Origin of the sequence: Candidatus Pantoea floridensis, assembly GCF_900215435.1 — a bacterium.
In the GTDB taxonomy this organism is placed as follows: domain Bacteria; phylum Pseudomonadota; class Gammaproteobacteria; order Enterobacterales; family Enterobacteriaceae; genus Pantoea; species Pantoea floridensis.
In genome coordinates this window covers 1,503,377-1,517,653 of record NZ_OCMY01000001.1, presented here as the reverse complement: position 1 = coordinate 1,517,653, position 14,277 = coordinate 1,503,377, and the positions used below count along the sequence as shown (strand labels likewise).

The window sequence follows — 14,277 nt, the reverse complement described above, 5'->3', positions numbered from 1 at the left end:
TGCATGCATTTCACGTCATCAGAAAATAGTGTTGGACAACCCCGCCTTCAATCGGGTTATCTGTAGCAAAGCGCACCCTATAACGCTGTGGAAACAGAATGACTCAGGTAGACGATCACGACCTTAAGATACTGACATTACTACAATCTAATGGCCGCCTTACCAACCAGGAACTCAGTGATTTAGTCGGGCTTTCGGCGTCGCAATGTTCACGCCGCCGCATCAATCTTGAACAGGCGAATCTCATTCTCGGCTATCACGCCCGCCTTTCGCCCGATGCAGTTGGCCTTGGTATGGTGGGATTAATTGAAGTTCGTCTGAAAAATCATACGCCGGATTATGAAGAGAGTTTCCATCGCATGGTGGAAGAAGAAGCCGCTATTGTTGATGCCTTCAAAACTACCGGCGATGCAGATTATTTACTGAAAGTGGCGGTGGCCGATTTAGCGTCGTTAAGCGCGCTGATTAGCCAGCTAGTGGCGGGGCATCAAAGCGTCGCGCACGTTAAAACATCCGTGGTTTTAAGCCGCTTAAAAGAGAACGGTTTGATGATCATCCCCCAGCACAAAACGCGCCAAAAAAGTGCATGATGTGCTAATCTGGTGCAATAATTGCCGAGTTAATGCAAAAAACGCGCATCAGAAAATAGATTTGTGCATAAGTTGATGGTTTATCCTTAATTGATGCACAAAAACCTGCAATAAAGCGCCTTAGTTATCAATTGGATAATCACTGGCACCCATCGGTGGTGACAAAACGTCGCCGATGTGGTGCGTTTTTTGCATTTGACGGGCATCATTTGCAATGAGATTAACCCATGGATAACGTTGTACAACCGACCAAAGTTCCCCATTCGCTGATTGAAGATGCGCTGGCAATTGTCCTTGGCACGCTGATGGTGTCGTTTGGCGTGATTATGCTGAAACAGGCGGGCGCGCTGACCGGTAGCTCGGCAGGTATTGCCTTCTTGATTAGCTACCTGACGCCGCTCTCCTTCGGCAGCGCGTTCTTCCTCATCAATCTGCCTTTTTACTGGCTGGCCGTGCGCCGCATGGGCTGGGAATTCACGCTAAAAACTTTCTGTGCTGTGGGCCTTGTGTCGCTGTTTACGCATCTGCATCCTCTCTTTGTGCATTTTTCTGCGCTAAATCCGTTTTATGCGACACTGTTCGGTAACGTGGTGATGGGCATTGGGTTTATAGTGTTGTTCCGTCACAAAGCCAGCCTTGGCGGCATCAATATTTTGGCGCTCTGGTTGCAGGACCGTATCGGGCTGCGAGCCGGGAAATTGCAAATGGCGGTGGATACCTGCGTGGTGCTGGCCTCGCTGTTTGTGGTATCAATGCCGATGCTGTTGGCCTCAATTGCGGGCGCGGTGATCCTTAATCTCATCATCGCAATGAATCATCGTCCCGGCCGTTACATGGTTTGATGACGCATCATTACCTCATACTTAAGAACAATCATGGAGATCTGCACCGTGTTTCAAAACGTTGATGCCTATGCCGGCGATCCGATTCTGTCGCTGATGGAAACCTTCAAACAAGATCCGCGCGATAACAAAGTTAATCTGAGCATTGGTCTTTATTACAACGAAGCGGGCATCATTCCTCAGCTGCAGGCGGTTGCCGCAGCGGAAGAGCGCTTGCAGGCACAGCCACATCAGGCATCGCTGTATCTGCCGATGGAAGGTTTGAACGCGTACCGTAATGCCATTGCGCCGCTGCTGTTTGGCAAAGAACATCCAGTGCTGAAAGCGGGGCGGATTGCCTCAATCCAGACGCTGGGTGGTTCAGGCGCGCTGAAAGTCGGTGCCGATTTCCTGAAACGTTACTTCCCCCATTCAAACGTGTGGGTGAGCGATCCAACGTGGGAAAACCACATCGCGATCTTTAACGGTGCCGGTTTCGAGGTGAATACTTACCCGTGGTATGACGCGGAAACCAACGGCGTACAGTTTGAGGCGTTCATCGCCAAACTGAAAACGTTGCCGAAGCAATCCATCGTGCTGCTGCATCCATGCTGCCACAACCCAACCGGCGCCGATCTGACTAACGCGCAGTGGGATGAAACCACCGACGTACTTAAAGCGCAGGAGTTGATTCCGTTCCTCGATATCGCGTACCAGGGTTTTGGTGCGGGAATGGAAGCGGATGCCTATGCGATTCGCGCGATTGCTGCAGCCGGTCTGCCTGCGCTGGTCAGCAACTCGTTCTCTAAAATCTTCTCGCTTTACGGCGAGCGCGTTGGCGGACTTTCTATCGTCTGCGACAGCGCCGAAGAGTCTGTGCGCGTACTCGGCCAGCTGAAAGCCACCGTACGCCGTAACTACTCCAGCCCACCCAACTTTGGCGCGCAGGTGGTTTCATGCGTACTGAACGACGAAGCGCTGCTGACCAACTGGCTGGCTGAAGTGGAAGCAATGCGTTTGCGCATTATCGAAATGCGTCAGGCGCTGGTGGAAGTATTACGCGCTAAGCTGCCGGGGCAAAACTTTGATTACCTGCTGAAGCAGCGCGGTATGTTCAGCTATACCGGCTTGAGCGCCCAGCAGGTTGATCGCCTGCGCGATGAGTTTGGTGTGTATCTGATTGCCAGCGGCCGCATGTGCGTTGCGGGTCTTAACAGCCGTAACGTCAATCAGGTGGCCGAAGCCTTTGCTGCGGTGATGTAACGCCTTTTCTGCTGTTGAAAAACCGCCAGCCTGAGGTTGGCGGTTTTTTTATAACTTTTTTGTTATGTATAAACGGGACCGGTCTCGTTAGATCTTAATTTCTTGAATGTAAAGATGCTCGCGCCGACAGCGGCCGTACGCGACAACCTGTTGCGAACGCATACATACAAGGAAGCATGCTTATGACCCGGACAGCCCGTTCTTATTTACTCAATCCATTGGCTTGTGCTCTTGCCTTAGCCTTCTCACTTCCAGCTTTCAGTACCGAATTAACGCGCGACAATGGCGCTCCAGTAGGTGATAACCAGAACTCACAAACTGCAGGCGATCAAGGCCCTGTGCTGCTACAGGATGGGCAGTTGATCCAGAAGCTGCAGCGCTTTGACCGTGAACGTATTCCCGAGCGTGTCGTCCACGCACGCGGCACGGGTGCTCATGGTGAGTTCCGTGCCAGCAAAGACATCAGCGATTTGACGATGGCTGAAGTGTTCAAGCCAGGCAGCGTGACGCCAGTCTTTGTGCGCTTCTCATCCGTGGTACACAGCAAACATTCGCCGGAAACACTGCGCGATCCGCGTGGTTTCGCCACGAAGTTTTATACCAGCCAGGGCAACTGGGATTTGGTTGGCAATAACCTGCCGGTGTTCTTCATCCGCGATGCGATTAAATTCCCGGATATGGTCCATGCTTTCAAGCCCGATCCGCGTAGCAACCTTGATAACGATGCGCGCACCTTTGATTTCTTTTCCCACGTCCCGGAAGCCACGCACGCCTTAACCATGCTGTTCTCCAACATGGGCACGCCGGCTAATTATCGTCAAATGGACGGCAACAGCGTCCATGCCTATAAGTTCGTCAACGCGAAAGGCGAAGTGCACTATGTGAAGTTCCACTGGAAGACGCTGCAGGGCGAGAAAAACCTCGATCCAGGTGAAGTTGCCGCCATTCAGAGTACCTCTTACAGCCATATGACTGAAGATCTGGTCACGGCGATTAACAACAAAGCCTTCCCGAAGTGGGATCTCTACATTCAAACCATCAAAGCCAGCGATCTCGATAAATACGATTTCAACCCGCTGGACGCGACTAAAATCTGGCCGGGCATTGCCGAAGTGAAGATCGGCCAGATGGAGTTGAATCGCAACGTTGATAACTTCTTCCAGGAGACCGAGCAGGTGGCGATGGCGCCGTCAAACCTGGTTCCGGGCATCGAAGCGTCTGAAGATCGCTTGCTGCAGGGACGTCTGTTCTCCTACGCCGATACGCAGATGTATCGCGTGGGTGCTAATGGCCTGAGCCTGCCGGTTAACGCGCCGCGCGTGCCGGTCAGCAACGGCAATCAGGATGGCGCGATGAACAGCGTTCAAGCCGATGATCATGGTGTTAACTATCAGCCAAGCCGCATTTATCCTCGCGAGGAGCTGCAAAGCGCACGTTACAGCCACACTCCACTGAGCGGAAGCACGCAGCAGGCGATCATCGCGAAAACCCAGAACTTCAAGCAGGCTGGCGAGCTATATCGTTCGTTTAGCGATAAAGAGAAAACCGATCTAGTTAACTCGCTTGGCGGCGCGCTGAAAGGTGTTGATGTGCAAAGCCGCGCCATTATGCTGTCGTTTTTCTATAAAGCCGATAAAGAGTACGGCACGCGCCTGGCGGCGATCACCAAAGATGACGTTGGCAGCATCAAAGCGCTGGCAGACAAGCTGAACGACTAATCTTCAGGCGGCAGACATCACGCTCTGCCGCTTTTTCCTTCCTGCAGGGTTTACCTTTCGCTGACATGCTGCACACTTAAACGGTGTATTTCATTTAGGGATTCTGGCATGTGGTATCAACAAACGCTTACGCTTGACGCCAAAACGCGTGGTTTTCATCTGGTCACTGATGAGATTATCGACCAGCTTAATGTCTTATCCGATGTGCGCGTCGGCCAATTGCATCTCTTGCTGCAACACACATCGGCCTCTTTGACGCTGAATGAGAATTGCGATCCCACGGTGCGCAGCGATATGGAGCAGCATTTCTTACGCCAGGTTCCAGAAAACGCGCCTTATCAGCACGACTACGAAGGGGCTGACGACATGCCCGCGCATATCAAATCTTCGCTGTTGGGTGTTTCACTGCTGATCCCGATTAATCGTGGTCGCCTGCTGCTGGGAACGTGGCAGGGGATTTGGCTCGGCGAACATCGCGTACACGGCGGTGCGCGGCGCATCGTGGCGACCTTACAAGGGGAATAAAACATGAATACTTCGGATCTACTGACTTACTGCATGGCCAAGCCGGGCGCAGAGCAGAGCTACAAAGAGCAGTGGCAGGCGACGCAAATCAAAAGCGAGGGCGTGCTTTTCGCCATGCTGTACGAGGTGAAGGGGCGCCCAGCGTTATCGCTGAAGGCTTCTCCGGCGCTGGCGGAGTTATTACGCGAGGAACATAGCGATGTGTTTCCTAGCGAGCATTTGAACAAGTCGCACTGGAGCACGTTGTGGCTGGATGGTTCGCTGAAAGATTCGCAAATTTACTATCTGGTGGATGCGTCCTGGCAACAGGCTGACGCCACGCGCGAAGCGGGCGTCAACCATGACGAAAACTGAGGCGAATTACGCCGCAGATTCCTCACGCAGGGTGTTGATATCAATCACGAAGCGATATTTCACGTCGCTTTTCAGCATACGTTCGTAGGCTTCGTTGATTTGGTTCATCGCAATCAATTCGATATCGGAAGTGATACCGTGCTTGCCGCAGAAATCCAGCATCTCCTGGGTTTCAGCGATGCCACCAATCAGTGAGCCGGCGACGCTGCGACGTTTGAAGATCAGGTTAAATACCTGCGGTGCCGGGTGATCGTGCTCCGGCGCGCCGACCAGCGTCATGTTGCCATCACGCTTCAGCAGGGTGATGAACGGATTAAGGTCGTGCTGTGCCGCCACGGTATTCAGAATGAAGTCAAAGCTATTGGTGTGCTGTGCCATCTGATCGGCATCTTTCGAAATCACCACTTCGTCAGCGCCCAGGCGCTTACCATCTTCAATTTTTGATGGTGAGGTAGTGAACAGCACCACGTGTGCGCCCATCGCGTGCGCCAGTTTCACGCCCATGTGACCAAGACCGCCCAGGCCGACGATACCCACTTTTTTACCCGGGCCGACGTTCCAGTGGCGCAGCGGCGAGTAAGTGGTGATACCAGCACACAGCAGCGGCGCAACGCCTGCCAGGTCGAGATTTTCAGGTACGCGCAGCACGAAGCTTTCATCTACCACCATATTGGTGGAATAACCGCCGTAGGTAATCGCACCGGTTTGGCGATCTTCACCGTTATAGGTGCCAACGAAGCCGTTTTCGCAATACTGCTCCAGCCCTTCCTGACAGCTTGGACAGCTGCGGCAGGAATCGACCATACAGCCAACGCCGACCAAATCACCCACTTTGTAGTTGTGCGTGTGCGCACCAACGGCCGTTACGCGACCCACGATTTCATGGCCTGGCACTACCGGGAAAACGGTGTTGCGCCATTCGTTGCGGGCGGTATGTAGATCAGAGTGGCAGACGCCACAGTACAACACTTCAATCTGCACATCATGATCGCGCAGTTCGCGTGGCTTAAAGTCGAACGGAGCGAGTTTTGCTTTCGCGTCCTGTGCGGCATAGGCATGCGTAATATTCATGGTGTCTCCAGTAGGATGTGTCGTGAGATTTTTGCGGGATCCCGTTCAGTACATGGAAGGGATAAAAGGGCGTAAGGACGCCAAAAGGAACGTTGTAAGGATAGTCAGCAGGATGAAAAGCGTATATGCCTGAAGTTGTCTGATTCTTGCCTGTTCCTGCATTTCGCGGTGGAAATCGACACTAAAAATAAGGCCCGCGCTGGCGGGCCTGAGAGAAATTTACTTCTTCAACATAGGTTTAAGGAAGCGGGCGGTATGCGAGCGTTCACACTCCGCTACCGTTTCTGGCGTGCCCGCAATCAGGATTTCACCGCCGCCGCTGCCGCCTTCCGGGCCGAGATCGACAATCCAGTCCGCGGTTTTGACCACGTCGAGATTGTGTTCAATCACCACGATGGTGTTGCCCTGATCGCGCAGCTGATGCAGCACTTCCAGCAGCTGCTGGATATCGGCAAAGTGCAGACCGGTGGTTGGCTCATCAAGGATGTACAACGTCTGGCCAGTACCGCGTTTTGACAGCTCACGCGCCAGCTTAACGCGCTGGGCTTCACCGCCAGAGAGCGTGGTCGCTGACTGACCGAGACGGATATACGACAGGCCAACATCAATCAGCGTTTGCAGCTTACGCGCCAGCGCCGGCACCGCATCGAAGAACTCACGTGCTTCTTCGATGGTCATGTCCAGCACTTCGTGGATGCTCTTGCCTTTGTATTTAATCTCCAGCGTTTCGCGGTTATAGCGTTTGCCTTTGCACTGGTCGCACGGTACGTAGATATCGGGCAGGAAGTGCATTTCTACCTTGATCACGCCGTCGCCCTGGCAGGCTTCACAGCGTCCGCCGCGCACGTTGAAGCTGAAGCGGCCCGGATTATAACCGCGTGAACGCGCTTCCGGTACACCAGCGAACAGCTCGCGCACTGGCGTAAAAATGCCGGTATAGGTCGCGGGATTCGAACGCGGCGTACGGCCAATCGGGCTCTGATCGATATCGATCACTTTATCGAAATGTTCCAGACCGGCGATCTCACGATAAGGCGCCGCTTCGATGGTGGTTGCACCGTTAAGCTGGCGCTGTGCAATCGGGAACAAGGTATCGTTAATTAGCGTTGATTTGCCGGAGCCGGATACGCCAGTGATGCAGGTGAATAATCCTACCGGGATCGTCAGCGTGACATCTTTAAGGTTATTGCCGCGCGCACCGGTGAGTTTCAGCACTTTAGTGGGATCGCCTTTCACGCGCTCTTTAGGGATGGCGATTTCGCGTTTGCCGCTTAAGAACTGGCCGGTAAGCGATTGTTCATTGGCCATAATCGCATGGACATCGCCTTCCGCCACCACCTGACCACCATGCACGCCTGCACCTGGTCCAATATCAATAACATGGTCAGCCGCGCGAATCGCATCTTCATCGTGCTCAACCACAATCACCGTATTGCCCAGATCGCGCAGGTGAATCAGCGTGCCAAGCAGCCGCTCGTTGTCGCGCTGATGCAAACCGATAGAGGGTTCATCAAGCACATACATCACGCCCACCAATCCCGCACCAATCTGGCTCGCCAGACGAATACGCTGCGCTTCACCGCCGGATAGCGTTTCCGCTGAGCGCGACATCGACAGGTAATTCAATCCGACGTTTACCAGGAAGCTCAGGCGATCGCCAATCTCCTTAAGGATTTTTTCCGCGATCTGCGCGCGCTGGCCGCTCAGCTTCATATTCGCGAAGAAATCCATCGCATGACCAATGCTCATCTCAGAGATGGTCGGCAGGTTGGTGTCTTCGACAAATACATGGCGCGCTTCACGACGCAGACGCGTGCCTTCACAGCTGGCACAGGCGCGGTTGCTGATAAATTTCGCCAGTTCTTCACGCACCGCATTGGATTCCGTCTCTTTATAACGGCGCTCCATGTTGTGCAGCACACCTTCAAACGGATGGCGACGTACCGAGGTATCGCCCCGATCGTTAATGTATTTAAATTCGATATTTTCTTTGCCTGACCCGTAGAGGATCACCTTGCGCGCGTTGTCGCTCAGGCTGTTGAACGGGGCTTCGACATCGAACTGCAGATGCTCTGCCAGCGAGCGCAGCATCTGGAAGTAATAGAAGTTACGGCGATCCCAGCCGCGGATAGCGCCGCCGGCCAACGACAGCTCCGGATTTTGCACCACGCGATCGGGATCGAAATATTGCTGTACGCCCAAACCATCACAGGTTGGACAGGCACCGGCTGGGTTGTTGAACGAGAACAGACGCGGTTCAAGCTCGCGCATGCTGTAGCCACAGATTGGGCAGGCAAAGTTAGCTGAGAACAACATCTCTTCAGCATCGGTATCGTCCATATCCGCAACGATCGCCGTACCACCGCTCAATTCCAGCGTGGTTTCAAACGATTCAGCCAGACGCGTTGCCAGATCGTCGCGCACGCGGAAGCGGTCAATCACCACTTCAATGGTGTGTTTCTTTTGCAGCTCAAGCTTGGGTGGATCGGAGAGATCGCACACTTCACCATCAATACGTGCGCGGATATAACCCTGTGCAGCAAGGTTTTCCAGCGTTTTGGTGTGCTCGCCTTTGCGATCTTTCACCACTGGCGCTAGCAGCATCAGGCGGCGACCTTCTTCCTGTGACAACACCTGATCGACCATCTGACTGACGGTTTGTGCCGCCAGGGGAACGTCATGATCGGGGCAGCGCGGCTCACCGACACGCGCAAACAGCAGACGCAAATAGTCGTGGATTTCCGTAATCGTGCCGACGGTAGAACGCGGGTTGTGTGACGTTGATTTTTGCTCAATGGAAATGGCGGGCGAAAGACCTTCAATATGGTCAACGTCCGGTTTCTCCATTAATGAAAGAAACTGGCGCGCATAGGCCGACAGCGATTCGACATAGCGACGCTGGCCTTCGGCATACAGCGTATCAAACGCCAGCGAAGACTTACCGGAACCCGATAGACCGGTGACCACAATAAGCTTATCGCGAGGAATGATCAGGTTGATGTTCTTCAAATTATGGGTGCGAGCACCGCGGACTTCGATCTTATCCATTCACCTTTCCCGGATTGAACAACACTCGCCATGCCTTGCCAGCATGACCAGCAGAAACGCATCATTATGGCACAAAAAATAAACTGAATAAATATCCAGTGTTTTTGCTAATATTGGGATAGGGAAAATTTGGAATCCCGCTCTAAAGTGGGCACACAGCAATGTGACGTGATACAATTTTTCGCTTAGACTTTTAGCATCAACTCATCGGGAGACAGCAACATGGCCAGTCGTGGCGTAAACAAAGTGATTCTAGTCGGGAATCTGGGTCAGGATCCGGAAGTGCGCTACATGCCAAATGGTGGCGCGGTAGCCAACATTACGCTGGCCACGTCAGAAAGCTGGCGCGATAAGACCACCGGTGAAAACAAAGAGATCACTGAATGGCACCGCGTGGTGCTGTTTGGCAAGCTGGCGGAAGTAGCCGGAGAATACCTGCGTAAAGGTTCTCAGGTTTACATCGAAGGGCAGCTGCGTACCCGTAAATGGACTGACCAGAGCGGCCAGGAAAAATACACCACTGAAGTGGTGGTAAATGTTGGCGGCACCATGCAGATGCTCGGTGGACGTCAGCAGGGCGCGAACGCCGGTGGCGCACCCGCGGGCGGCCAGGGCGGCAATAACAACGGTTGGGGCCAGCCACAGCAGCCACAACAGCAGCCGCAAGGCGGCAACCAGTTCAGCGGCGGTGCTCAGCAGCGTCCACAGCAGCAGAGCGCACCGGCGAACAATGAACCGCCGATGGATTTTGACGACGACATTCCGTTCTAAACGCTCTGCTGAGCGTTATCGGTTTCGTTGCTTTGAAAGCCCCGTCATACGGGGCTTTTTGTTGTCTTGAGAGTCAGCTTTTGATTTACTTGATCAGTCGATGATCGAATGCAAAGGGGAGCTTTTGTACACTCGGTAGAAAGCCCTTAAATGCCGGATGCTGAGGATTCAACACCGCATTGTTTTCCATCGGAATAATGCTTGAGGGAATAATCAGCGCTGCACCTTCCCCCGATTGAAGCCAACCTGTACCTAAATCCATGGTCGAAACCGGAGCCGGATCCTGGCGCCAATCGGCAGGCAAAAAATCTTCAGTAATGTAGGAGACTTCGTCGTCAGGGATCTCAATGCTGAATAAGGTGTACTCATCCAAAATCGACTCATTCGAGACATGCACCAGCACTTCAAGCGCGGCAAGTGAAACCGAGGTCGCGACATAAATGGTTGGGTGGCCTTTATGATTCCAGCGGCCACCAAACTGTTTCGCACCATTGCCGGTCCAGGCTTCAGAAGCATATTGCGTTTTGATTAGCCGGAAGAAAATCATGAGAAGACGCCATGCTCCAGTCGTCCAATCAAATCAAGCACATCTAATGCGCCGCTTTCCGTTGCTAGCAAGGTAATCGGTGCAACGTTACCTAATCCTTTCACCGGCCGGCTTAACCATTGAGTAGCGTCTTCTTTATTGCCACCAAACAATTGAACGGCAGCATCCATGACACGGACAAAGCGGGCGATACGTTCGCTCTCATCGGGTGACAAGCTTTTACCTGCGCTTTTACGGCGGGCAATATTACGCTCATTGATGCCAGTGACCTTCATGATCTCGGCTCTGCTCATCGCCGACCAATGACGAATGTCGTCGATCACCGCGACCGGTAAGCCTGCCTCGAGCATGCGAGTTAGCTCCAGTCCCCGTGGGGGTAAGCCAGCAAAGCGCCAAAGCGCGTTGTCATGTGATTTACCATCAGGAATGTAGGCTCGCATAGATTTCTCCAAATCTGACAAATGTCATACTCTATTATTGACACTTGTCAGAAGTTTTCAATAGCAGAACCGTTAATGCGGCCGCCATTCCCGTAATAACGCTTCCGTCTCACGCACCCGCACCGGATTACCCGGCATAATCAAATCGGCCCACACTTCGTTGTGCTGATTGATCTGCTGTTGCGCGGAAACATAAGTGCGGTCGGCGGTGGTGTGCGCATCGGCGGCGACAGTGATGTGATAGCCGAGACTGGCGCCGACTTTGATGGTGGTATCGACACAGTAATCGGTCGCGCAGCCGCAAATGACGAAGCTGTTAATACCAAATTGGTCGAGCTGAGCGGCGAGGTCGGTTTGCCAAAAGCTGTCGCACGCCGTTTTGTTGACGAAGAGGGCATTAGCCGGCTGCTGCAGTTCGGGGACAATCGCCCAGCCCTCTGAATCTACCTCTAAGCCTGGGCCCACATGCTGGATGAAAATCACCCGATCGGCGGCGGCAGTTAACTGATTAATGCGTTCGCACCGTCCAGAACGATCAAAGCGCGGCATTGCCAGCACGCCATTTTGCATGTCCACGACCATAACTACTCGATTAGCCATCGTTATCTCCTTTTCAGTCCTTTGAGTGTCAGGTGAATACGTGAAGAGGTAAAGCAAATCCGTTTTGCATTTATCGGCATCCCCGCGCATGCTTATAGTCGCTTTTAATCTGGAGGTGGGTTGTGAAGGTGGTTCCTGACGTTTTTCCTTGTGAGCAAGATCGGGCGCAGTTTCAGCATTTCGCTGAGCTGCCAGGCATTGAGCTTTATCAGGCGCACATCTCCCGCTACGCTTTTGAGCCGCATACCCATGAAGCCTTTGGCATCGGCACCATAGAGTCTGGAGCCCAGCGTTTCCGCTATCGTGGTGCCAACTACACCGCGCCCCAACATTCGCTGATAATGATGAATCCCGATGAGCTGCACACCGGTGAATCAGCCTGCGATGACGGTTGGCGTTATCGTATGATCTACATCGATCCGCAGGAAATGGATCGATTAACCGGCGATCGTCACTGGTGGTTCAGCGAGGCGCTACGTACTGATGTGCGTCTGGCACAGCCGTTTTCTCAACTGCTGGCACAGATGTGGCAGGCAGAAACCGCGCTGGAGCGTGAAAGCACGCTGCTCGAACTGCTGGAACTGATGCGTCCACTGGCACGCCAGGGCGAACCGCGCCCCGCAGAAGCGACGCATCGCTTTGATGCCGTTCGCGACTATCTGCGCGAAAATCTCGCCGAGCCGGTGCGGCTTGAAGATCTCGCAGCGCTGGCGTCACTGTCGCCGTGGCATTTTCTGCGCAGTTTCAAACAACACTTTCACGTCACCCCGCATCAAATGCTGATGGCATTTCGCTTGTTCGCGGCCAAACAGCAGCTGGCACGCGGTGAAAGTGCCGCGACGGTTGCGGCATCTGTCGGCCTAACCGATCAGGCCCATCTCACGCGTGCATTCGCCCATCGCTACGGCATCACACCTGGACGCTACCAAAAACAAGTCTTCCACTCGCGCTAACCGCAATCTGCTACAAGCCTTTAACTATCTGCTCCATCACACTGCAGCAAATTACCTGTAAAGGAAGAGATGTATGTTTGCTGGAGTACTGTTTGCGCTGGCCGCGGGGCTAATGTGGGGGCTGATCTTCGTCGGCCCGCTACTGATTCCGGATTATCCCGGCACCTTACAATCGGCCGGGCGCTATGTGGCATTTGGTTTATTGGTGTTGCCGCTGGCCTGGTTCGATCGCCGCCGCTTGCGTCAGCTAACGCGCAAAGATTGGGTTGAAGCGCTGAAGCTATCACTGATTGGTAACCTGCTGTATTACACGTTTCTTTCCAGCGCGATTCAACGAACCGGTGCACCGATCTCCACCATGATTATCGGCACGCTGCCGGTGGTGATGACCGTGACGGCCAATCTTTGCTATGGCCACGTGGAGGGACGCCTGCCGTGGCGTAAGCTGATGCCGGCTTTACTCATTATTGCTGTTGGGCTGATCTGCGTGAATATGGCCGAGATGCAGACGCAGGGGCCCGATTTTGATTGGTCGCGTTATCTGCTGGGTTTGTTGTTTGCGATACTGGCTTTAGCGTGCTGGACCTGGTATCCCCTGCGCAATGGTTTATGGTTGCGTGCTCATCCGCAGCATAAAGCAGGCAGCTGGGCGACGGCACAAGGTTTAGTGACGCTGCCGCTGGCGCTGGTGCTCTTTCTCTTAGTTTGCGGACAACTTCACTGGCAGCAACCTGAGTTTGCTCTGCCGTTTGGGCCACAGCCGCAGCGCTATCTGCTGTTAATGCTGGGACTGGGACTGTTTTGCTCATGGCTGGGCACATTGTGCTGGAATGCTGCCAGCCAGCGCGTGCCAACGGTGATCATGGGGCCGCTGATTGTCTTTGAAACCTTAGCCGGTTTGCTGTGGGCATTTCTGTGGCGACAAAGCTGGCCGCCGCTATTAACCCTAATGGGTATCGGCTGTCTGCTCGTGGGTGTGATCTATGCGATGCGTATTAAACCGCAGAAGGCTTAAGGTCTCAGATAGCGCGACTGGATAAACGATTCAGGAGCGCTTTTCCCTGTGTTTTTAAGAATTTCCCCCACGCTTTCCACCCTTCGTATTGCCCTTTTTACCGCACACTTTGCCCGCCATATAACAATACGGCTCATTTCATCCCTTTTTATCGCGCCTTTTTGTCATAAAAGACGCGATCCGGATAAGCAGCAAGGGGGAATTTAATGATGTTAAGGCCACTTAAACGCGCCCTGAGGACACATCACCGTGGCTAAAGTGCGTTCCGGCGAGGTAAAAACAGGCGTGAAGAGGCGCAAAAAGGTGCATTTAACCTGCCTTTTATCGCCCCCTGGCACTGAAGTCGGCCGTTGAAAAGCCACTTTTTGCTTAAGGGAATACGCCGTTGTTAAGAAACATTCGATTAGGCGTGAACAAAAAACCATTAAGCGCGGCGATGATTATGGTGAAAGAATTTACCTTATCCGCCACTTTTTAGCCGTTATTGTTTAGGAGCAATAACGTATCTAATCAGGATAATTCCTGGCAGCAAGTTGGCGGATTTAGACTAGTTCCGTTGAA

The 14,277-nt window shown here is 53.3% G+C and carries 14 protein-coding genes; 9 read left to right on the top strand and 5 right to left on the bottom strand.

The window, feature by feature from the left end; genetic code table 11:
• The first annotated feature begins 98 nt into the window (after window positions 1-98).
• The 6 genes from CRO19_RS07115 (at window position 99) to CRO19_RS07090 (ending at window position 5,271) form a co-directional block, all read left to right on the top strand.
• The gene (locus tag CRO19_RS07115) at window positions 99-590 is read left to right on the top strand and encodes an Lrp/AsnC family transcriptional regulator (RefSeq protein ID WP_097095220.1); all 492 of its coding nucleotides are present in this window, start codon (window positions 99-101) and stop codon (window positions 588-590) included.
• Window positions 591-817: 227 nt separating this feature from the next.
• On the top strand, window positions 818-1,432 hold the full coding sequence (locus tag CRO19_RS07110; protein WP_097095219.1) for a YitT family protein: 615 nt from the start codon (window positions 818-820) through the stop codon (window positions 1,430-1,432).
• Window positions 1,433-1,480: 48 nt separating this feature from the next.
• The gene (locus CRO19_RS07105) at window positions 1,481-2,674 is read left to right on the top strand and encodes an amino acid aminotransferase (RefSeq protein WP_097097605.1); all 1,194 of its coding nucleotides are present in this window, start codon (window positions 1,481-1,483) and stop codon (window positions 2,672-2,674) included.
• A gap of 176 nt (window positions 2,675-2,850) precedes the next feature.
• Window positions 2,851-4,392 carry a catalase gene (locus CRO19_RS07100; protein WP_370659784.1) on the top strand — a complete coding sequence of 514 codons (1,542 nt, stop codon included), beginning with the start codon at window positions 2,851-2,853 and terminating at the stop codon, window positions 4,390-4,392.
• A gap of 108 nt (window positions 4,393-4,500) precedes the next feature.
• The gene (locus CRO19_RS07095; protein WP_097095217.1) at window positions 4,501-4,917 is read left to right on the top strand and encodes a secondary thiamine-phosphate synthase enzyme YjbQ; all 417 of its coding nucleotides are present in this window, start codon (window positions 4,501-4,503) and stop codon (window positions 4,915-4,917) included.
• Window positions 4,918-4,920: 3 nt separating this feature from the next.
• Window positions 4,921-5,271 (top strand): MmcQ/YjbR family DNA-binding protein, encoded by a 351-nt coding sequence (locus CRO19_RS07090; RefSeq protein ID WP_097095216.1) that lies wholly within the window; start codon window positions 4,921-4,923, stop codon window positions 5,269-5,271.
• Window positions 5,272-5,277: 6 nt separating this feature from the next.
• Here CRO19_RS07090 and CRO19_RS07085 read toward each other — a convergent pair whose 3' ends face one another.
• Entirely contained in the window at window positions 5,278-6,342 is a 1,065-nt protein-coding gene (locus tag CRO19_RS07085) for an NAD(P)-dependent alcohol dehydrogenase (RefSeq protein ID WP_097095215.1), read from the bottom strand.
• Window positions 6,343-6,561: 219 nt separating this feature from the next.
• The gene (gene uvrA, locus CRO19_RS07080) at window positions 6,562-9,390 is read right to left on the bottom strand and encodes an excinuclease ABC subunit UvrA (RefSeq protein WP_097095214.1); all 2,829 of its coding nucleotides are present in this window, start codon (window positions 9,388-9,390) and stop codon (window positions 6,562-6,564) included.
• A 222-nt stretch (window positions 9,391-9,612) separates the two neighbouring features.
• On the opposite strand from uvrA, the gene ssb1 reads away from it, so the two are divergent.
• On the top strand, window positions 9,613-10,161 hold the full coding sequence (gene ssb1 / locus CRO19_RS07075; protein ID WP_097095213.1) for a single-stranded DNA-binding protein SSB1: 549 nt from the start codon (window positions 9,613-9,615) through the stop codon (window positions 10,159-10,161).
• An 85-nt stretch (window positions 10,162-10,246) separates the two neighbouring features.
• Here ssb1 and CRO19_RS07070 read toward each other — a convergent pair whose 3' ends face one another.
• The 3 genes from CRO19_RS07070 to CRO19_RS07060 form a co-directional block, all read right to left on the bottom strand.
• Entirely contained in the window at window positions 10,247-10,708 is a 462-nt protein-coding gene (locus tag CRO19_RS07070; RefSeq protein ID WP_097095212.1) for an RES family NAD+ phosphorylase, read from the bottom strand.
• Window positions 10,705-11,148: an Xre family toxin-antitoxin system antitoxin gene (locus tag CRO19_RS07065; protein WP_097095211.1), complete on the bottom strand. Its 444-nt coding sequence runs from the start codon at window positions 11,146-11,148 to the stop codon at window positions 10,705-10,707. Before CRO19_RS07065 ends, CRO19_RS07070 begins: the two co-directional genes overlap by 4 nt.
• Window positions 11,149-11,220: 72 nt before the next feature.
• On the bottom strand, window positions 11,221-11,748 hold the full coding sequence (locus CRO19_RS07060) for an isochorismatase family protein (RefSeq protein ID WP_097095210.1): 528 nt from the start codon (window positions 11,746-11,748) through the stop codon (window positions 11,221-11,223).
• Window positions 11,749-11,870: 122 nt separating this feature from the next.
• On the opposite strand from CRO19_RS07060, the gene CRO19_RS07055 reads away from it, so the two are divergent.
• Both CRO19_RS07055 and CRO19_RS07050 read left to right on the top strand, forming a co-directional pair.
• Window positions 11,871-12,701, top strand: a complete 831-nt coding sequence (locus tag CRO19_RS07055; protein WP_097095209.1) for an AraC family transcriptional regulator — start codon at window positions 11,871-11,873, stop codon at window positions 12,699-12,701.
• Between the two features lie 73 nt (window positions 12,702-12,774).
• A complete protein-coding gene (locus CRO19_RS07050; protein ID WP_097095208.1) occupies window positions 12,775-13,716 on the top strand; it encodes a DMT family transporter in 942 nt (313 codons plus the stop codon).
• Window positions 13,717-14,277 lie beyond the last annotated feature (561 nt).